The organism is Bacillus sp. RC251 (genome assembly GCF_044908765.1).
Classification (GTDB): Bacteria; Bacillota; Bacilli; order Bacillales; family Bacillaceae_G; genus Bacillus_A; species Bacillus_A wiedmannii.
On sequence record NZ_JBIYDP010000002.1, the window covers coordinates 289,933 to 307,983 of the forward strand.

The 18,051-nt window shown below is 37.1% G+C and carries 24 protein-coding genes; 21 read left to right on the forward strand and 3 right to left on the reverse strand.

Annotated elements, in window-relative coordinates:
* Positions 1 to 23: 23 nt before the first annotated feature.
* Genes aroQ through efp form a run of 3 tightly spaced genes read left to right on the forward strand, consistent with a single transcriptional unit; the run spans position 24 to position 2,109 of the window.
* Positions 24 to 464, forward strand: a complete 441-nt coding sequence (gene aroQ, locus ABH961_RS11425; protein ID WP_000757087.1) for a type II 3-dehydroquinate dehydratase — start codon at positions 24 to 26, stop codon at positions 462 to 464.
* A 4-nt stretch (positions 465 to 468) separates the two neighbouring features.
* Complete coding sequence (gene pepQ / locus ABH961_RS11430) at positions 469 to 1,530, forward strand: Xaa-Pro dipeptidase (RefSeq protein WP_098076666.1); 1,062 nt, start codon at positions 469 to 471, stop codon at positions 1,528 to 1,530.
* Positions 1,531 to 1,551: 21 nt separating this feature from the next.
* Complete coding sequence (gene efp / locus ABH961_RS11435; protein ID WP_000626521.1) at positions 1,552 to 2,109, forward strand: elongation factor P; 558 nt, start codon at positions 1,552 to 1,554, stop codon at positions 2,107 to 2,109.
* Positions 2,110 to 2,144: 35 nt separating this feature from the next.
* Here efp and ABH961_RS11440 read toward each other — a convergent pair whose 3' ends face one another.
* Both ABH961_RS11440 and ABH961_RS11445 read right to left on the reverse strand, forming a co-directional pair.
* A complete protein-coding gene (locus tag ABH961_RS11440) occupies positions 2,145 to 2,465 on the reverse strand; it encodes a hypothetical protein (protein WP_098076663.1) in 321 nt (106 codons plus the stop codon).
* Positions 2,446 to 3,024: a GNAT family N-acetyltransferase gene (locus ABH961_RS11445; RefSeq protein WP_098076660.1), complete on the reverse strand. Its 579-nt coding sequence runs from the start codon at positions 3,022 to 3,024 to the stop codon at positions 2,446 to 2,448. Before ABH961_RS11445 ends, ABH961_RS11440 begins: the two co-directional genes overlap by 20 nt.
* A gap of 179 nt (positions 3,025 to 3,203) precedes the next feature.
* On the opposite strand from ABH961_RS11445, the gene ABH961_RS11450 reads away from it, so the two are divergent.
* From ABH961_RS11450 to ABH961_RS11490, 9 genes are read left to right on the forward strand one after another with little or no spacing between them, the layout of a single operon-like run.
* A complete protein-coding gene (locus ABH961_RS11450) occupies positions 3,204 to 3,485 on the forward strand; it encodes a YqhV family protein (protein WP_000816054.1) in 282 nt (93 codons plus the stop codon).
* Positions 3,486 to 3,512: 27 nt separating this feature from the next.
* Complete coding sequence (gene spoIIIAA / locus ABH961_RS11455) at positions 3,513 to 4,439, forward strand: stage III sporulation protein AA (protein ID WP_098076657.1); 927 nt, start codon at positions 3,513 to 3,515, stop codon at positions 4,437 to 4,439.
* Positions 4,433 to 4,948, forward strand: a complete 516-nt coding sequence (spoIIIAB, locus tag ABH961_RS11460) for a stage III sporulation protein SpoIIIAB (protein ID WP_000238693.1) — start codon at positions 4,433 to 4,435, stop codon at positions 4,946 to 4,948. The genes spoIIIAA and spoIIIAB overlap by 7 nt, the downstream gene beginning before the upstream one ends.
* A 14-nt stretch (positions 4,949 to 4,962) precedes the next feature.
* Complete coding sequence (gene spoIIIAC / locus ABH961_RS11465; RefSeq protein ID WP_000020914.1) at positions 4,963 to 5,166, forward strand: stage III sporulation protein AC; 204 nt, start codon at positions 4,963 to 4,965, stop codon at positions 5,164 to 5,166.
* A 23-nt stretch (positions 5,167 to 5,189) separates the two neighbouring features.
* Entirely contained in the window at positions 5,190 to 5,573 is a 384-nt protein-coding gene (gene spoIIIAD, locus ABH961_RS11470) for a stage III sporulation protein AD (protein ID WP_079998460.1), read from the forward strand.
* Between the two features lie 10 nt (positions 5,574 to 5,583).
* On the forward strand, positions 5,584 to 6,756 hold the full coding sequence (gene spoIIIAE / locus ABH961_RS11475; protein ID WP_048546392.1) for a stage III sporulation protein AE: 1,173 nt from the start codon (positions 5,584 to 5,586) through the stop codon (positions 6,754 to 6,756).
* A gap of 12 nt (positions 6,757 to 6,768) precedes the next feature.
* Positions 6,769 to 7,401, forward strand: coding sequence for a stage III sporulation protein AF (spoIIIAF, locus tag ABH961_RS11480; RefSeq protein ID WP_001161039.1), 633 nt, complete (start codon positions 6,769 to 6,771; stop codon positions 7,399 to 7,401).
* The gene (gene spoIIIAG, locus ABH961_RS11485; protein ID WP_048546389.1) at positions 7,391 to 8,053 is read left to right on the forward strand and encodes a stage III sporulation protein AG; all 663 of its coding nucleotides are present in this window, start codon (positions 7,391 to 7,393) and stop codon (positions 8,051 to 8,053) included. The genes spoIIIAF and spoIIIAG overlap by 11 nt, the downstream gene beginning before the upstream one ends.
* Before the next feature lie 15 nt (positions 8,054 to 8,068).
* Positions 8,069 to 8,713: a SpoIIIAH-like family protein gene (locus ABH961_RS11490; protein WP_048546387.1), complete on the forward strand. Its 645-nt coding sequence runs from the start codon at positions 8,069 to 8,071 to the stop codon at positions 8,711 to 8,713.
* 86 nt (positions 8,714 to 8,799) lie between these two features.
* Here ABH961_RS11490 and ABH961_RS11495 read toward each other — a convergent pair whose 3' ends face one another.
* Positions 8,800 to 8,994 carry a hypothetical protein gene (locus ABH961_RS11495; RefSeq protein ID WP_002107729.1) on the reverse strand — a complete coding sequence of 65 codons (195 nt, stop codon included), beginning with the start codon at positions 8,992 to 8,994 and terminating at the stop codon, positions 8,800 to 8,802.
* A gap of 470 nt (positions 8,995 to 9,464) precedes the next feature.
* On the opposite strand from ABH961_RS11495, the gene accB reads away from it, so the two are divergent.
* The 9 genes from accB (at position 9,465) to dxs (ending at position 18,051) form a co-directional block, all read left to right on the forward strand.
* Positions 9,465 to 9,953 carry an acetyl-CoA carboxylase biotin carboxyl carrier protein gene (gene accB, locus ABH961_RS11500; protein ID WP_000472875.1) on the forward strand — a complete coding sequence of 163 codons (489 nt, stop codon included), beginning with the start codon at positions 9,465 to 9,467 and terminating at the stop codon, positions 9,951 to 9,953.
* Between the two features lie 16 nt (positions 9,954 to 9,969).
* The gene (gene accC, locus ABH961_RS11505) at positions 9,970 to 11,322 is read left to right on the forward strand and encodes an acetyl-CoA carboxylase biotin carboxylase subunit (protein WP_000592872.1); all 1,353 of its coding nucleotides are present in this window, start codon (positions 9,970 to 9,972) and stop codon (positions 11,320 to 11,322) included.
* A 23-nt stretch (positions 11,323 to 11,345) separates the two neighbouring features.
* Positions 11,346 to 11,738, forward strand: coding sequence for an Asp23/Gls24 family envelope stress response protein (locus tag ABH961_RS11510; protein ID WP_000807630.1), 393 nt, complete (start codon positions 11,346 to 11,348; stop codon positions 11,736 to 11,738).
* A 347-nt stretch (positions 11,739 to 12,085) separates the two neighbouring features.
* Positions 12,086 to 12,478, forward strand: a complete 393-nt coding sequence (gene nusB, locus ABH961_RS11515; RefSeq protein WP_000830249.1) for a N utilization substance protein NusB — start codon at positions 12,086 to 12,088, stop codon at positions 12,476 to 12,478.
* Between the two features lie 23 nt (positions 12,479 to 12,501).
* On the forward strand, positions 12,502 to 13,362 hold the full coding sequence (gene folD / locus ABH961_RS11520; protein ID WP_000226735.1) for a bifunctional methylenetetrahydrofolate dehydrogenase/methenyltetrahydrofolate cyclohydrolase FolD: 861 nt from the start codon (positions 12,502 to 12,504) through the stop codon (positions 13,360 to 13,362).
* A 26-nt stretch (positions 13,363 to 13,388) separates the two neighbouring features.
* Positions 13,389 to 14,747, forward strand: a complete 1,359-nt coding sequence (xseA, locus tag ABH961_RS11525; RefSeq protein WP_404519417.1) for an exodeoxyribonuclease VII large subunit — start codon at positions 13,389 to 13,391, stop codon at positions 14,745 to 14,747.
* Positions 14,737 to 14,967 (forward strand): exodeoxyribonuclease VII small subunit, encoded by a 231-nt coding sequence (gene xseB / locus ABH961_RS11530; protein ID WP_000428423.1) that lies wholly within the window; start codon positions 14,737 to 14,739, stop codon positions 14,965 to 14,967. The genes xseA and xseB overlap by 11 nt, the downstream gene beginning before the upstream one ends.
* The gene (gene ispA, locus ABH961_RS11535) at positions 14,967 to 15,857 is read left to right on the forward strand and encodes a (2E,6E)-farnesyl diphosphate synthase (protein WP_000150365.1); all 891 of its coding nucleotides are present in this window, start codon (positions 14,967 to 14,969) and stop codon (positions 15,855 to 15,857) included. The genes xseB and ispA overlap by 1 nt, the downstream gene beginning before the upstream one ends.
* 301 nt (positions 15,858 to 16,158) lie before the next feature.
* Positions 16,159 to 18,051 (forward strand): 1-deoxy-D-xylulose-5-phosphate synthase, encoded by a 1,893-nt coding sequence (gene dxs / locus ABH961_RS11540; RefSeq protein WP_000366437.1) that lies wholly within the window; start codon positions 16,159 to 16,161, stop codon positions 18,049 to 18,051.

The following is an 18,051-nucleotide window of genomic DNA, read 5'->3' on the forward strand; positions in this document are numbered from 1 at the left end:
TAATATTAAGGAGTTTTAAACATATGAAAAAGGTACTCCTCGTAAACGGTCCTAACCTAAATCGCCTCGGTGTCAGGGAGGTAAATGTATATGGAAAGGGCACGCTAGCGACACTTGAAGCAGATATGAAGCAAGAAGCAGAAACAATGGGAGTGGAGTTAGAATGTTTCCAATCGAATCATGAAGGTGCGATTATCGATCGTATTCATGAGGCGGAAGATATATATGAAGGGATCATTTTAAATCCTGGAGCATTTACGCATTATAGCTATGCGATTCGAGATGCAATTGCGAGCATTTCGATTCCTGTTATTGAAGTACATATTTCTAACATTCACCAGCGTGAGTCGTTCCGTCACGAATCTGTGACGGCAGCTGTTTGTGCGGGACAAATTGTTGGATTTGGTTTTTATGGCTATAAGTTAGCGTTATTTGCATTAATGGAGAAATTGAGGGAGGCATAAAGTAATGGAGAAAATCGAAAGAGTAAGAAGTGCATTTGATGAGGCTGGTATTGACGGTATTTTGTTAACAAATGAACATAGTCGTAGATATATGGCTAACTTCACAGGAACAGCTGGTGTTGTACTGATTTCGAAAAATCATGCTCAATTTATTACAGATTTCCGTTATGTAGAGCAGGCTAGTAAACAAGCGGTTGGATACGAGATTGTACAGCATGCAGGATTAATCATTGATGAAGTTGCAAAGCAAGTGAAGGAACTGGGAATTCAAAAGCTTGGCTTTGAGCAAGATACTCTTACATATAGTTCTTATTCAGCGCATAAAGAAGTAATCGATGCTGAATTTATCCCAACTTCTGGGCTTGTAGAAAAGTTACGCTTGATAAAGACTGATTCAGAGATTAAGATATTAAAGGAAGCTGCACAGATTGCAGATGCTGCCTTTGAACATATTCTATCATTCATTCGCCCGGGAGTATCTGAAATTGAAGTGTCAAATGAACTTGAATTTTTCATGAGAAAACAAGGAGCAACATCTTCTTCGTTTGATATTATCGTTGCTTCAGGTCTTCGTTCGGCATTACCGCACGGCGTGGCATCTGAAAAAGTGATAGAAACAGGAGATTTCGTTACATTAGACTTCGGCGCTTATTACAAAGGGTATTGCTCTGATATTACTCGTACGATCGCAGTTGGTGAACCATCTGATAAATTGAAAGAAATTTATAATATCGTTTTAGAAGCACAATTACGTGGTGTGAACGGTATTAAAGCTGGTTTAACAGGCCGTGAAGCGGATGCGTTAACGCGCGATTACATAACGGAAAAAGGATACGGTGAATACTTCGGACACTCTACTGGTCATGGAATCGGTCTTGAAATCCATGAAGCACCAGGTTTAGCGTTCCGTTCTGATACAGTTCTTGAACCAGGTATGGCTGTAACAGTAGAACCAGGTATTTATATTCCAGGTATTGGCGGCGTACGTATTGAAGATGATATCATTGTAACAAGTGAAGGTAATGAAGTAATTACGAAATCACCAAAAGAACTTATTATTTTGTAATATACAGGAGGATTTTTTTACATGATTTCAGTAAACGATTTTCGTACAGGTTTAACAATTTCAGTGGACAATGCCCTTTGGCAAGTAATGGATTTCCAACACGTAAAGCCAGGTAAAGGTGCTGCATTCGTTCGCTCTAAACTACGTAACCTTCGCACAGGATCTGTTCAAGAGAAAACATTCCGTGCAGGTGAAAAAGTAGAAAAAGCACACATCGAAAACCGTCGTATGCAATACTTATACGCGAGCGGTGAGTCTCACGTATTTATGGATAACGGAACTTACGAACAAATCGAACTTGGTGAAAACCAAATCGAGCGCGAACTTAAATTCCTAAAAGAAAACATGGAAGTATCTATTATGACATATCAAGATGAAGTACTTGGTGTTGAACTTCCGAACACAGTTGAATTAAAAGTGTCAGAAACAGAGCCTGGTATTAAAGGCGATACAGCTTCTAACGTAACAAAACCAGCTACATTAGAAACTGGTCTTGTTGTACAAGTACCAATCTTCATTAACGAAGGCGAAATGCTTATCATCAACACTGGTGAAGGTAAATACGTTTCTCGTGCATAGTAGAAAAGCACTCGTGATCATCACGAGTGCTTTTTTTATAGGAAATAGGGTAAATAATAAATCGTGGTTATAACAAAGCTGACTAAGACAAGTGAAAGGGTACCCATAATGTAAGGGGTCAAAACAATTTGAAATGGTTTTATCTCGCCAGTCTCAACGCCAGTCAGTATTTTACTGATGGCATGATCTGTAATGTTGTTTCTATGATTACTCATAATAATTAGCCACGTAATTGCAAATATTGCTAAACTACCAAGGAAAAAGGCCTCTATAAATGACCAACCGACCAATAATGAAAAAAGATAAATAAGAGCTAATTCTACTACGACAGTTAAACTAATTTTTACTACCTTCATATTTTTCCTTCTCCTTTTGTAGGTCTAGCCAATTTAGAAATTTTTCACGTGACACGACATGTAGTACACAAGAAGATTTTACTTCATTCTCTAAGGCAGAATGTTCACCAGGGAATCTATCTTCCACATGCAATGAAATATAAGGCAGTTTTTCTTGTGCTTTTAACGAACGGACATTATTCGTTTTAGCTCCAGCAAATACGTAGGAAAGTTGTAAGTCTAAAAAAGCAATTTTAAAGATTTCTTTTTTAGCAGCCTCATTATATCCTTTTCCCCAGTATGGATAGCCGAGCCAACTACCAATGTGAGATTGTTTCTTCTCATAATTAATATGTTTAAGTGTGGTGAGACCAATTATTTCGTTTTCTTCATTTACAATCATTCTCGATAAAGACCTCTTTTGGCGCTCTTCTTCTATTACGAAAAGAAGAAATGCTTTCGTGTCTTCGATCTTTTCTACTTTTATTCCTAATGCATTTTTTACGTGTGGATCACTTGATAGCTTGAAAATCACATTTGCATAGCGTAAATCGAGTGGTACTAAAGTAACGTGTTGCATCGTCTATACCCCTTTTAAATTAAATATACCATAAAATAATAGGAATATTCAGATTTAATAAAAGTGTTAGAGAAAAGTTATGTTTTTAATTCTGAAATAGACAACCTCTGCATATGGTTGTACAAATATATTCTTTTTTAGCATACGCACTAGTAACCGTTATGGGAGAAGGTGGGAGAATGAAACAGTGGCTAGCGGCAATGGAAACATCCGTGCTTGTAATGGGGTTACTTCGGTTGTTTTCAGGTAGCGCGGAAATATTCGCCGCTTTGCTTATGCTTTATGTGAATGATGCGAAGAAAGCATTGTTTATAAATGGTATGTTGGCGTTTGTTGGACCGACCGTATTAATTTTAACAATGACAATAGGCATAGCGAGTGTGGCAAGTGAGATTTCTTTCTTGAAACTCTTTTTTCTAGCGCTTGGAATTGGCTGCATTTTTATCGCGTTGTTGAAATAGTAAGTCGAGTATAGTGGGGAGAAGCTGATGAAAGAAGTATTAGAAGTTTTACCGAAAACGATGAAGCAGCTAGTGGAAAGTTGTAAGTGGTGCGATGCTCTAGAGGAAATTCGTGTTCGAATTGGAAGACCGCTAGAGTGTATTGCTCATGGCGAAGTGTTTTTTTATGACTATACCGTTACAGCAGAGGATGCCATTTACTTATTGAATAAGTTAAGTCAATTCTCAATTTATACGATGGAAGAGGAATTAAAACGTGGGTATGTGACACTTCGAGGAGGACATAGAATCGGCTTAGCTGGAAAAGTCATTACAGAAAAAAGCGCAGTGAAAATGATTCGAGATGTCTCTTCCTTTAATATTCGTATCGCTCGTCAAAAAATAGGAATTGCTGAACCACTTTTGCCGTATTTGTATGAATCACGATGGTTAAACACGATGGTAATTGGCCCACCCCAAACGGGGAAAACAACACTTTTAAGAGATGTAGCACGTTGCATGAGTCAAGGTGTAAGTGCGTCGAAAATTCCTTCTTGTAAAGTGGGGATTGTTGATGAGCGGTCAGAAATTGCAGGCTGCGTGAAAGGTATTCCGCAATATGACTTTGGAGCGCGAGTAGATGTGTTAGACGCATGTCCAAAAGCTGAAGGAATGATGATGATGATTCGTTCTATGAGTCCAGATGTTTTGATTGTAGATGAAATTGGACGTAAAGAAGATAGTGAAGCAATTATGGAGGCGGTGCATGCTGGGGTTCAGCTTTTTATAAGCGCACATGGATTTTCTTATGATGATGTTGTGAAACGTCCATCACTAAAAGCGGTGCTGGAGCTCGGTATATTTGATAGGTTTGTGGAGCTATCAAAAGCAAGAGGGCCAGGAACAGTTATGCAAGTAAAAGATAAATATGGAAAATCGGTATTACCTCATAGAAAGGCTGAGGGCGTATGGTAAAAATATTTGGTGCAGTGTTAATCGTTGCGGTCAGCACCTTTTTCGGATTTTCATACGCTAAAAGATACAGTGAGAGACCAAGGCAACTTAGATTATTAAAAGCGGCACTTCAATCATTAGAGGCAGAAATTATGTATGGGCACACACCTTTGTCTGAAGCTGCCGAGCGATTAGTGAAACAAATGCCTAAGCCGTTAAATTGGATATTTCAAAGTTTTGCTAGAAGGCTAGAAGGCGGAGAACAAACAGTAAGAGAAGCTTGGATAGATAGTTTGAAAGAAAATTGGAAGCTAACAGCATTTCAACAAACTGAGTACGAAATTTTGCAGCAATTTGGCGAAACGCTCGGACAGCATGATCGTGAATCACAACAAAAACATATACGCTTATGCATTACACATTTAGAGAGAGAAGAAGAAGAAGCGAAAGCGTTACAACTGCAATATGAAAAAATGATTAAGAGCTTAGGGGTACTAGCGGGGCTACTTATCGTAATTTTACTGCTATAGGAGGGAGAAAGGCGATGTCCATTGATGTTGGATTAATATTTCAAATCGCCGGAATCGGCATTGTTTTAGCTTTCATTCATACCGTACTAAAAGAATTAAAGCGAGAGGATATTGCAAATTGGGTTATCCTTGTCGGTTTTGTCGTTATTTTATTTCATGTGGCATTTTTAATTAATACGCTATTCGACAAGATTAAGAGTGTCTTTCTCTTCCAGTAAAGGAGGCGGTTCGAATCGAAATTATACAAATTGTCGGATTAGGCCTCGTTGCTACGTTTTTAGCAGCTGTATTGAATCAGCATAAATCTAGCATTACGTCGTTATTTATTGTGTTCGTAGGTAGCGTGATGTTTCTTCTTTTAATTGATCAAATTCACTCTATTTTACAAATGATTGAGAGGGTAGCGAGTGAAGCGAAAGTTAGCAACGTATATGTAGAAACGTTGCTAAAAATTATTGGGATTGCGTATATTGCTGAGTTTGGAGCGCAAATTACAAAAGATGCAGGGCAGGGGGCAATCGCTTCGAAAATTGAATTAGCTGGAAAAATCCTAATTCTAGTAATGGCGATTCCGATTTTGACGGTTGTCATTGAAACTATTCTCGGATTTTTACCGACGGGATAAGGGGGAGTGAATGTTGAGGGGGTTTGGAGCTAAGCTGCTATTTGCTTGCTTCCTTTTCTTTTCTTTACCGGTTGTTGTACAAGCTTCTCCTGTAGAAACAAACGTCGTTGATCAACAATTGGATAAGCTCGGAATTGAAGATGTGAAGCAATTTTGGGACGGGCTTGTTACAAAATATGGAGGTTATTTACCAGAGAGTCAAAAAGGTAGCTTTATGGAGTTTGTAAAGGGAGAAAAAGAAATTTCTGTAAAAGAGTGGATGCTAGGTTTATTAAAGTATTTATTTCATGAGCTTGTTGCAAATGGGAAGCTGCTTGGAACGCTCATTATGCTTACAATTTTTAGTGCATTGTTGCAATCACTGCAATCTGCATTTTCAAAGAGTAGTGTAAGTAAAATTGCCGATGCTGTTGTATATATGGTACTGATTATTTTCGCATTAAATAGTTTTTATGTCGTCATGACATATGCAAGAGAAACGATACAAACAATGGTAGATTTCATATTAGCGCTATTGCCAATCTTGCTTGCACTCATAGCAACTGGAGGTGGTGTTGTATCTGTATCGTTTTTTCATCCGATTATCATTTTCTTAATGAACACGAGCGGGCTTTTGATGAATTATATCGTTCTACCACTTTTATTACTTGCAACGATATTAAGTATTGTAAGTACGATGAGTGATCAATATAAAGTTACGAAATTGTCCAAGCTTCTGCAAAACGTTAGCGTTGGGATTATCGGTATTTTTTTAACGATTTTTTTAGGGGTATTATCTGTACAAGGAACAGCGACAGCTGTTGCTGATGGAATCGCTGTGAAAACTGCTAAATTTGTAACAGGGAACTTTATTCCCGTAGTAGGAAGAATGTTTACAGAGGCGGCGGATACCGTTATTAGTGCATCGGGATTATTAAAAAACACAGTCGGAATTATTGGGCTCGTCATTCTATGCTTAATTGTTGCTTTTCCAGCGATTCAAATTTTTTGTATCGCGTTTATTTATAAATTTGCAGCAGCAGTATTACAGCCAGTTGGCAGCGGAGCAATTATTCAATGTTTAGATATTATCGGGCGAAGCATTATTTATGTATTTGCTTGCTTAGCTATCGTATCATTTATGTTCTTTTTAAGTATCACAATTATTATTGCTGCGGGGAACATTACACTTATGATGCGGTAGGAGGTGAAGGGTATGCAATTTGTTACAGAGTGGATTAGAAATATTATCGTTTTTTTACTCTTAGCGACAATGCTGCATCTTATTCTTCCAAATTCTAATTTGCAAAAGTACGTCAAATTCGTTGTAAGTCTATTATTAGTTGTTTTAATCTTAACGCCTCTTTTTAAACTATTGCAAACAGATGTGAATGAAGTAATCGCAAATTTTAATGAAGAGAAGTATGTAGCAGAAGGATCTGTAAAAAATTCAATAGATTCGAAGAAAAAAGAAATACAAGCTCTAACACGTGCATATAGTTTAGAAGAGATGGCTACCAAAATGAAAAAAGAAGTAGGAAAAGAATTCGAGAAAAAGTATGGTATGACAGTCTCTGAAATACAAATAGTCGCAGCGGAAAGTACAGCGGAAGTAAAGTCAGCGAAAGATATTCAAACTGTTGTTGTGACGCTGAAAGAAAAAGAACGTAGTAAAAATGATGCAATCGAAACAGTAAAACCAGTTGAAATTAACACGAAAGAACCACCGAAAAAAGTAGAAGAAACGAATGTGGAAATGAAAGACTTCTTTTCAAGCAGGTGGCAACTAGAGAATAAACAAATCCAAGTTCAAATGGAAGGGAGGACAGGTAGAGTAAATGGACAATAAAGATAAAAATTCGAAGTTCTCATTTTTTCGAAACTTATTGAATGGGGATGAAAAAGAAAGCAATGAGAAGGGAAAAAAGGTAACACCTAAGTTTTTACTTGTCCTACTCATACTTGGGATTTTGCTTATGTTTTCTAGTAATTTCTTTTCAGGAAAAAAAGAAGAAGTACCTGTATTTAAAGAACAAAAAACGCAAAACCAAGAAAAAGACGTACCAACTTTTGGACAAAAAAATAACGATAATATGTCAAATGTAGAAAAATATGAAAAAGCGTATGAACAAGAATTAAAAGCAGCCTTAGAAGAAATAGCGGGAGTAAAAGATGTAACGATTAAAGTGAATTTAGATTCATCAGAAGAAAAAATATTAGAAAAAAATACAGTGAAACGTTCACAAACAACAGGTGAAACAGATAAGACAGGTGGTAAGAGGGAAGTAGAAGATGAGTCCCTTGATGAAAAGACAGTTATTATACGTGAAGGTGATAAAGAAACTCCCGTTGTTTTGCGAACAGAGAAACCGAAAGTGCGAGGTGTCCTTGTCGTAGCAAAGGGAGTGGATAATATACAAGTTAAAGCGATGGTAAAAGAAGCTGTAATACGGCTGCTAGATGTACCAGCTCATCGTGTTTCAGTTTCGCCGAAAAATTGATAGGGAGGAAATCAAGTGTTAAAAAAACAAACGGTTTGGCTATTAACGATGTTAAGTTTAGTTGTTGTACTATCTGTTTATTACGTAACAACTCCTGACAAAATGAATACTGCATCGCCGGCAACAGGTGAAAAGATTGGACAAGAAAAACAAGGTACTGATAAAGCGGTAACAAATGAAGCACCGAAAGAAACGCCAAAAAAAGAAACTACAAGCAAAGAAACATCAAATAAAGAAACAGACAAAAAAGAGAGTGCTCAAAAAGAAACAAGTAAAAAAGATGCTAACGTAACAGTTCAATCAAGTGATGAAAATTTCACAGCGTTACGTATGCAAATGGAAGATCAGCTAAGTGAACAAAAATCAAGATTACAAGAAGTGATGAATTCAGCAAAATCTTCAGCAACAGAAAAGAGTAAAGCGAAAGATAATTTTGATGCAATTACTACAATGGAAACGAAGCAAGAATTACTTGAGACAGTGATTAAGTCTCAAGGAGGATATAAAGATGCCCTTGTAAGAGCTGATGGAACTGACATTAAAGTAACTGTGAAAGCAGCAAAGCATTCACAAAAAGAAGCGAATAAAATTATACAGCTTGTAAGAAGTGAAGGCGGATCAAAAGATGTAGGTGTGAAATTTGATCCACCAACAAAATAAAAACTAATAATCCGCGGGGGAATCCCTCGCGGATTATTAGTTTTTACGAATCGGGTTGTTTGAAAATAGTTATAGAAAAAAAGCTATCATTTTCGATAGCTTTTTTCTGTTTCGTCTTTGTAGTTGTTTTTATTATGTTCAACTCGGAACGGAGAAATACGTTGTGAGTAAAAGATTAGCGGTTCATGGTAATGATGATTACTTTTTCCGGATTTGACGTGGATGAAGAGAACGAATGCCCAGACCATTACGGCAGGTAAGAAGAGAATGAGCCATATCATATGTCCACACCTCGATACGATATATTTTCTACACTTTGAACATACTATTCTTATATGAAGGAATGATGAACGGTGTGTAAACAAAAAAATAATATTTGGTAAAAATATGTTGTTGACTATAGATGAGGTGAAGAGTGGAGCGGTAATGATTTGTTTATTGTGTAGCATTGTGAAAAAAGTAAGGAATGTTTTTTTAGAAGTGGTCTTGCCAATTTTGTGTGAAACTTGGTATTATTACTAGGTAATAAATTTTTATTGGAATAATATTTTTACAGGAGTTTCGATTTATTATAAAGAAATATAAATTGGAATGTTTAAAAAATTTATCGTAAGATGGAAATAGCAATTATTTCTATTAGTAAATGAAATGCATTTTCTAATAGAGTACATCGTATTTTTACAGTCAATCTAGTTTTAGTGGCGATAATCTGTAAAAACGGGACAAACAAGAGTATGGGAGTGGATTTTACATGTTTAAAATTCAAGAAGTTCGTGAATTAATTAAATTAATTGATAGCTCTAATATTGATGAATTTGAATACAAAAAAGATGGTACGACAATCAAAATGAAAAAGCGTGGTAATGAAGTTGTTGCGGTGCAAGCACCTGTAGCAAAACAAGTCGTGCAACCAGTAGCACCTGTTGAAGTTGAAACAACAGTAGCGGCAGCACAAGTGGAAGTACCAAAACAAGAAGAGCAAAAAGTGGTTCAAAATGAAAACCTACATAAAATTACATCACCGATGGTAGGTACATTCTATTCTTCATCTTCGCCTGATACACCTGCATATGTAAGTGTAGGAGACAGAGTATCAAAAGATTCTATCGTATGCATTGTTGAGGCTATGAAGTTATTTAACGAAATCGATGCAGATGTAGATGGTGAAATTGTTGAGATTCTTGTTAATAATGGACAGCTTGTTGAGTATGGACAACCGCTATTTCTTGTAAAAGCGTAATAAGGGAGTCTTTGTGATGATAAAAAAAGTATTAATAGCCAATCGTGGGGAAATTGCTGTACGAATTATTCGTGCTTGTAAAGAAATGGATATTGAAACAGTCGCAATTTATTCAGAAGCAGATAAAGAGTCACTTCACGTACAAATTGCTGATGAGGCGTATTGTGTAGGACCAACGATTTCGAAAGAAAGCTATTTAAATTTGACGAACATTATTAGTGTTGCGAAGTTAACAGGCTGCGATGCTATTCATCCAGGATACGGATTTTTAGCAGAGAATGCAGATTTTGCAGAGCTATGCCGTGAATGTAACTTGATTTTTATCGGTCCAAGTCCAGAAGCTATTTCAAAGATGGGCACAAAAGACGTTGCTCGTGATACAATGAAAGAAGCAGGGGTTCCGATTGTACCAGGTTCACAAGGGATTATTAAAAATACCGAAGAAGCGATCGAGCTTGCTAATCAAATTGGATATCCAGTTATTATTAAAGCGACTGCAGGTGGCGGCGGAAAAGGTATTCGTGTTGCACGCCATGAAGAAGAGCTTGTAAAAGGAATTCAAATTACACAACAAGAAGCTAGTACCGCTTTTGGGAACCCTGGTGTATACTTAGAAAAGTACGTTGAAGATTTCCGCCATGTTGAGATTCAAATAATGGCAGATACACATGGAAATGCCATTCATTTAGGAGAGCGTGATTGTACAATTCAGCGCCGCTTGCAAAAACTACTAGAAGAAAGTCCATCACCTGCACTTGATGAAAATGTTCGCAAGCAGATGGGTGATGCGGCAGTTAAAGCGGCGGTAGCGGTTGATTATACAGGTGCTGGTACGGTTGAGTTTATTTATGAATATAGAACGAAAAGCTTTTATTTCATGGAGATGAATACGAGAATTCAAGTTGAGCATCCAGTTACTGAAATGGTAACAGGGATGGATTTAATTAAAGAACAAATTCGTGTTGCTTCTGGAGAAAAGTTATCGTTACAGCAAGAAGAAGTACAATTTAATGGTTGGGCAATTGAATGCCGAATTAATGCGGAAAACCCTGCCAAAAAATTTATGCCATCCCCAGGTAAAGTAGAAATGTACTTGCCACCAGGCGGATTTGGTATTCGCGTCGATTCAGCTGTATATCCGGGATATTCAATCCCACCTTTCTATGATTCGATGGTTGCTAAATTAATTGTTCACGGAAAAACACGTGAAGAGGCAATTGCAAAAATGAAGCGTGCACTCAGTGAGTTTGTCATTGAAGGCGTACATACGACAATCCCGTTCCATTTGCAATTGCTAGATCATCCTGATTTTGTAAAAGGTGAGTTTAATACGAAGTTTTTGGAAGAGCATGAACTTGTGACGCAGTGATACATTAAAGGAGGTTTTTTTTCATGGCTGAACATATGTTAGATATGGGTCAAGATACAACTCTTGGTAAAGTAGAAATTGCACCAGAAGTAATTGAAGTAATCGCAGGTATTGCAGCTGCTGAAGTAGAAGGTGTAGCGGCAATGCGTGGTAATTTTGCTACAGATGTTGTTGAGAAGTTAGGTAAGAAAAATCATGGTAAAGGTGTAAAGGTTGAATTAGCAAACGAAGATATTATCGTTGACCTTTATGTTGTAATGTATTTTGGCGTAGCAATTCCAGTTGTTGCACAAAAGATTCAAGACAACATTCGCCAGGCACTCTTTACAATGACAGGGCTTGAGCCAAAAGAAGTGAATGTTCACATCGTTGGCGTAACATTCGAAACACAGAAAACAGAAATTGAACCAGTGTAAGAATGAAAAAGGTGCCTAGTAACATAGGCATCTTTTTTATCGTTTCATTTCTTCACAAATTAAAACCCTCTAATTATTATACTATTTCAAAAAATAAGAAATCAAAAAGAAGATATTTCGTTTTTCCAAAAAACGTACATTGTGATAAGATATGGAACTTGAAGTTAATCTTTTTATTATTTTTCAGCCTTGTAACCCGTGTGTGAAACGATAAATTGTGTTATTATCATTGTATTATAAGGTTGGAAAATCAATGAAAACTGTAAGAGTAAGTGAATTGACGGCTTATAAATTATAATAATATAACAAAGCATAAGGAAAGACTTGAAGCATAAAGGAGAGTTACAATGAAACGTAGGACGGCTAGAGAAAGAGCTATGCAAGCATTATACCAAATGGATATTACAGGTGAATTAGAACCGAAAGTAGCGGTGGAAAACACGCTAGATGAAGGTGAAGAAACAAATGAGTTTCTAGAATCACTTGTAGTAGGTTTTGTAGAAAATAAAGAAGTAATTGATGAAGCGATTCGTCAAAACTTAAAAAAATGGAAGCTGGAGCGTATTAGTATTGTTGATCGCAGTATTTTACGTGTAGCTGTGTATGAAATGAAATACATGGAAGAAATTCCACACAACGTAACAATTAATGAAGCGATTGAAATTGCTAAAACATTTGGGGATGAGGAATCTCGTCGTTTTATTAACGGCGTTTTATCTAATATAAAAGATACACTGTAATTTCTTTAAGGGGGAATCTTAAAATGGTAGCAGTAATCATCAAAGGAAATGAAGTTGCGGAGAAAAAACGAGCACAATTAACAGAAGAAGTTGTGAAGTTGAAAGAGCAAGGGATTGTACCAGGATTAGCAGTTATTCTAGTTGGAGAAGATCCAGCATCTCGTTCTTATGTAAAAGGAAAAGAAAAGGGCTGTGAACAAGTAGGAATCTATTCAGAGCTAATTGAACTTCCTGAAACAATTACTGAGGAGCGTTTGCTTGCTGAAATCGATCGCTTAAATGGCGATGACCGTATTAATGGCATTTTAGTGCAATTACCTTTACCAAAACATATTGAAGAAAAAGCTATCATTGAAAGAATTTCACCAGAAAAAGATGTAGATGGATTTCACCCAATCAGCGTGGGACGTATGATGACGGGACAAGATACATTCCTTCCATGTACACCGCACGGTATCGTAGAATTAGTAAAAGAAACAAATCTTGATATCTCAGGAAAACATGTTGTAGTAATTGGAAGAAGTAATATTGTCGGCAAGCCAGTGGGGCAATTGTTCTTAAATGAAAATGCAACTGTCACATATTGTCATTCTAAAACGCAAAATATGAAAGAGTTAACGAAGTTAGCTGATATTTTAATCGTAGCTGTTGGACGACCTAAAATGGTAACAGCTGATTATATTAAAGAAGGAGCGGTTGTAATCGACGTTGGTGTGAACCGTTTAGAAACAGGTAAACTTTGTGGTGATGTTGATTTTGACAACGTGTTAGATGTTGCAGGTTACATTACACCTGTGCCAAAGGGTGTTGGTCCAATGACGATCACAATGCTTCTTCATAATACTGTTGAATCTGCTAAGCGTGCAGGTGTCGTTTGTAAATAATTTGAGTCGGCTATGAGGAGAGAGAAATGGAAAAACAATATTTAACCGTTACAGCGTTAACACGCTATATAAAAACAAAAATAGAATATGATCCGCATTTGCAGTCTGTTTGGTTAAAAGGTGAAATTTCCAACTTTAAAAATCATAGTCGTGGCCACATGTACTTTACATTGAAAGATGAAAATGCAAGAATCGCAGCGGTTATGTTTGCGGGTCATAATCGTAATATTAAATTCAGACCTGAAAATGGGATGAAGGTACTTGTGAAAGGGAAAATTTCCGTTTACGAGGCGAGTGGTTCTTATCAAATTTATATTCAAGACATGCAGCCTGACGGAGTCGGAAACCTGCATTTAGCTTACGAACAATTAAAGGTTCGTTTAGAGGAAGAAGGTTTGTTTTCTCAAGTTTATAAAAAAACAATTCCTCCTTATGCTAAAACAATAGGTGTGATTACGTCGCCAACAGGGGCAGCGATTCGTGATGTTATAACAACGATTAAACGTCGTTATCCAATTGGAAATGTTATTGTGTTTCCGGTACTTGTACAGGGGGAGTCAGCAGCTCCCTCAATTGTACAAGCGATTCGTACAGCGAATGAAATGGGAGAGATAGATGTCCTAATCGTTGGGCGAGGGGGAGGCTCTATTGAAGAGTTATGGGCTTTCAATGAAGAAATGGTAGCAAGGGCAATCTTTAAGAGTGAGATCCCTATTATTTCAGCAGTAGGCCATGAAACGGACTTTACAATTGCGGATTTTGTTGCCGATTTACGTGCGCCAACACCGACTGCAGCAGCTGAGCTGGCAGCGCCTAACATTATAGAGTTACAAGAAAAGGTATTACAAAGAACTCTAAGATTGCAAAGAGCAATGAGAGAGTTAGTACATAAAAAAGAAGAAAAACTACAAGTATTGCAAAAATCTTATGCGTTCCGTTATCCAAGACAAGTATATGAGCAAAAAGAAGAGCAATTAGATAGAGCGTTAGAACAGCTTGTTTTAGCGAAAGAGCGCTATATTGATAAAAAGGTAAATCAGTTAAAACAGCTTTCATTTTATTTAGAGAAGCACCACCCAGCTCAAAAAATTCTGCAAACGAAGGTAGCGGTTGAAACATTGCAAAAGCAATTGCAACGTGAAATGCAAACATTACTTCAAACGAAAGAATTTGCTTTTGTCAGAGCTGCTCAAAAACTTGAAGCGTTAAGTCCGCTTAAAGTAATGATGAGAGGGTACGGGCTTGTATATGATGAAGAGAAGCAAGTGTTAAAAAGTGTGAAAGATGTTAGCCTTGGAGATGCTGTTTCAGTTCAATTACAAGATGGAATACTAGATTGTAGCGTATCAGGCATAGAGGAGCGTGAATTGAATAATGGAAAATAAATTAAGCTTTGAAGAGGCAATTTCGCAACTTGAGCACCTCGTTTCTAAGCTAGAGCAAGGTGACGTACCTTTAGAAGAAGCAATTTCTTATTTTAAAGAGGGTATGGAATTATCTAAGCTTTGTGATGAGAAGTTGAAGAACGTACAAGAACAAATGGCAGTTATTCTTGGGGAAGATGGAGAGCTTGAACCGTTTACTGCTTTAGGAGATGAAGCATAGTGACTATTGCTTTTGATACTTTTTTGAAAGAAAGTAAAACTTTCGTAGAAGAGAAGCTTGTAAGCTATGCAAATGAATTACAATGTCCAAATGTACTTCGTGAAGCGATGGCATATTCTTTGGAAGCGGGTGGAAAGCGTCTCCGCCCGTTACTTTTATTTGCGACATTACAAGCGTTTGGTAAAGAAAGAAATCTTGGAATAGGTGCAGCTTGTGCTCTTGAAATGATACATACATACTCGTTAGTTCATGATGATTTACCTTGTATGGATGATGATGATTTAAGAAGAGGTAAGCCCACAAATCATAAAGTATTTGGTGAAGCGATGGCAGTTTTAGCAGGCGATGGTTTGTTGACCTATGCTTTTCAAGTTATTATGGCATATGAACAAAAGGAAATCTCTGCTGAAAAAAAAGTAAGACTTGTACTTGAGCTTGCAAAAGCGGCAGGACCAGAAGGAATGGTTGGCGGACAAGTGGCAGATATGGAAGCTGAAGGGAAACAGCTTACGATTGATGAGTTGGAGTATATTCATAAGCATAAGACTGGGAAACTACTTGAATTCGCTGTACTTGCAGGATCGATACTTTCTGATGCCACAGAAGAACAAGAAGAAAAGTTACTTGCGTTTGCAAAATATATCGGCCTAGCTTTCCAAATTCGAGATGATATTTTAGATGTGGAAGGAACCGAAGAAGAGATTGGAAAACCGATTGGTAGTGATGTTTCCAACGAAAAGAGCACATATACGACGTTATTTACTGTAGATAGAGCAAAGGATATTTTAGAAGAAACAATTGCAAAAGCAAAAGGTGCTATTGGTTCCTTGCAATTACAAGATGAATATTTACTATCTATTTGCGATTTGATTGCAAAACGTAATAACTAATATAACAGCGTTTCCATTTGTTGAGTCATTCATCATTTTATGATATAAATGTAGGAAAAGGTTTTTCTTTTCTTGTTATTGGCAAAAATATATGTAGATTACATTGCCGTTATCACTTCGTGTTAGCGGCTATTTTTTTCATCGCCTAAAGAAATATGGTTTATAATAGGATTAGGGCGCAATAGACTGGTTAATTGCAGGACAAGGTGAAAAATAAAAAAGATAATTTCTTGTTTTGTGTAAATGTTTTTTATAATATTTGACATGTTGACAGATTATGAAATGAAAGTGAGTGATCCATGTGGATCTAACGCAAATTCAAAACCCTAGTTTTTTGAAAGATATGTCTATCGGTGAACTAGAGGGATTGAGTGAGGATATTCGTAAGTTTTTAATTGAAGAGCTCTCTCAAACAGGTGGACATATTGCACCTAATTTAGGTGTAGTAGAACTCACAATTGCTCTGCATAAATTATTTGATAGTCCGAAAGATAAATTTTTATGGGACGTAGGACATCAATCCTATGTACATAAAATTTTAACAGGACGTGCAAAGGAATTTGGTACATTAAGGCAATATCAAGGTCTATGTGGTTTCCCAAAACGTTGCGAGAGTGAGCATGATGTATGGGAAACTGGCCATAGTTCGACATCATTATCTGCTGCAATGGGAATGGCTCTAGCACGTGATTTAAAGAAAACGAAAGAATATGTTATACCAATCATTGGAGATGGTGCTCTAACCGGCGGAATGGCTTTAGAGGCATTGAACCATATTGGACATGAAAAAACAGACATGATTGTTATTTTGAATGATAATGAAATGTCAATTGCACCAAACGTTGGTGCGCTTCATAATGTACTGGGACGTCTACGTACCGCAGGGAAATACCATTGGGTAAAAGATGAACTAGAGTATATATTAAAGAAAATCCCAGCAGTCGGTGGGAAAGTTGCTGCGACAGCAGAGAAAATAAAAGATAGTCTTAAATATTTACTAGTATCCGGTGTCTTTTTCGAAGAATTAGGCTTTACATATTTAGGTCCAGTTGATGGGCACGATTATGAAAAGTTATTCGAAACGTTGCAATATGCAAAGAAAACAAAAGGCCCAGTGCTTGTTCATGTTATTACGAAAAAAGGAAAAGGTTTTAAACCAGCTGAGAGTGATGTTATTGGAACTTGGCATGGAACAGGACCTTATAAAATTGAATCAGGTGACTTCGTTAAACCGAAAGAAGTTGCACCGGCATGGAGTGCTGTTGTTAGTGATACAGTACTTAAGCTAGCGAGAACGGATGAGCGTATCGTTGCAATTACACCTGCAATGCCTGTTGGATCGAAACTTGAGAAATTCCAAAAAGAATTCCCGGATCGTATGATTGATGTAGGTATTGCAGAACAGCATGCTACAACAATGGCGGCGGGTATGGCAACGCAAGGAATGAAGCCATTCTTAGCGATTTATTCAACATTTTTACAAAGAGCATATGATCAAGTTGTTCATGATATATGCCGCCAAAATTTAAATGTCTTCATCGGAATCGATCGCTCTGGTTTAGTAGGAGCAGATGGTGAAACGCATCAAGGGGTATTTGACATCTCATTCTTACGTCATTTGCCGAATATGGTACTTATGATGCCGAAAGATGAAAATGAAGGGCAACATTTAGTATATACGGCGATGCAATATGAAGATGGACCAATCGCATTACGTTATGCGCGCGGTAATGGACTTGGTGTTCATATGGATGAAGAACTAAAGGCGATTCCAATCGGTACTTGGGAAACGTTAAAAGAAGGTACACAAGCGGCTATTTTAACATTTGGTACGACAATACCAATGGCAATGGAAGCAGCTGAGCGTCTTGAAAAGGCTGGAGTTTCAGTGAAAGTAGTGAACGCTCGCTTTATTAAACCGATGGATGAAGCATATTTACATGATCTCTTAGGGAAAAATATACCGATTTTAACGATTGAAGAAGCTTGCTTAATTGGTGGTTTTGGAACGGGAGTAGTTGAATTTGCATCTGAGAACGGGTACCATAGTGCGTTAATTGAACGAATGGGTATTCCAGACCGTTTCATAGAACACGGTAGTGTAACAAAATTATTAGAAGAAATTGGTTTAACGACAGATGCTGTTGTAGACCGTATTCATACAATGATTCCATCAAAACAAAAAAGGGCGTAA

Excerpts from the sequence above, each read along its gene's own strand:
- spoIIIAA (WP_098076657.1), top strand. The coding sequence starts at position 3,513 with ATGAAAGAAGTATTAGAAGTTTTACCGAAAACGATGAAGCAGCTAGTG.
- folD (WP_000226735.1), top strand. The coding sequence starts at position 12,502 with ATGGTAGCAGTAATCATCAAAGGAAATGAAGTTGCGGAGAAAAAACGA.
- spoIIIAC (WP_000020914.1), top strand. The coding sequence starts at position 4,963 with ATGTCCATTGATGTTGGATTAATATTTCAAATCGCCGGAATCGGCATT.
- nusB (WP_000830249.1), top strand. The coding sequence starts at position 12,086 with ATGAAACGTAGGACGGCTAGAGAAAGAGCTATGCAAGCATTATACCAA.
- accC (WP_000592872.1), top strand. The coding sequence starts at position 9,970 with ATGATAAAAAAAGTATTAATAGCCAATCGTGGGGAAATTGCTGTACGA.
- ABH961_RS11495 (WP_002107729.1), bottom strand. The coding sequence starts at position 8,994 with ATGATATGGCTCATTCTCTTCTTACCTGCCGTAATGGTCTGGGCATTC.
- aroQ (WP_000757087.1), top strand. The coding sequence starts at position 24 with ATGAAAAAGGTACTCCTCGTAAACGGTCCTAACCTAAATCGCCTCGGT.
- spoIIIAB (WP_000238693.1), top strand. The coding sequence starts at position 4,433 with ATGGTAAAAATATTTGGTGCAGTGTTAATCGTTGCGGTCAGCACCTTT.
- ABH961_RS11445 (WP_098076660.1), bottom strand. The coding sequence starts at position 3,024 with ATGCAACACGTTACTTTAGTACCACTCGATTTACGCTATGCAAATGTG.
- xseA (WP_404519417.1), top strand. The coding sequence starts at position 13,389 with ATGGAAAAACAATATTTAACCGTTACAGCGTTAACACGCTATATAAAA.
- spoIIIAE (WP_048546392.1), top strand. The coding sequence starts at position 5,584 with ATGTTGAGGGGGTTTGGAGCTAAGCTGCTATTTGCTTGCTTCCTTTTC.
- spoIIIAF (WP_001161039.1), top strand. The coding sequence starts at position 6,769 with ATGCAATTTGTTACAGAGTGGATTAGAAATATTATCGTTTTTTTACTC.
- accB (WP_000472875.1), top strand. The coding sequence starts at position 9,465 with ATGTTTAAAATTCAAGAAGTTCGTGAATTAATTAAATTAATTGATAGC.
- efp (WP_000626521.1), top strand. The coding sequence starts at position 1,552 with ATGATTTCAGTAAACGATTTTCGTACAGGTTTAACAATTTCAGTGGAC.
- ABH961_RS11450 (WP_000816054.1), top strand. The coding sequence starts at position 3,204 with ATGAAACAGTGGCTAGCGGCAATGGAAACATCCGTGCTTGTAATGGGG.
- spoIIIAG (WP_048546389.1), top strand. The coding sequence starts at position 7,391 with ATGGACAATAAAGATAAAAATTCGAAGTTCTCATTTTTTCGAAACTTA.
- ABH961_RS11440 (WP_098076663.1), bottom strand. The coding sequence starts at position 2,465 with ATGAAGGTAGTAAAAATTAGTTTAACTGTCGTAGTAGAATTAGCTCTT.
- ABH961_RS11510 (WP_000807630.1), top strand. The coding sequence starts at position 11,346 with ATGGCTGAACATATGTTAGATATGGGTCAAGATACAACTCTTGGTAAA.
- xseB (WP_000428423.1), top strand. The coding sequence starts at position 14,737 with ATGGAAAATAAATTAAGCTTTGAAGAGGCAATTTCGCAACTTGAGCAC.
- pepQ (WP_098076666.1), top strand. The coding sequence starts at position 469 with ATGGAGAAAATCGAAAGAGTAAGAAGTGCATTTGATGAGGCTGGTATT.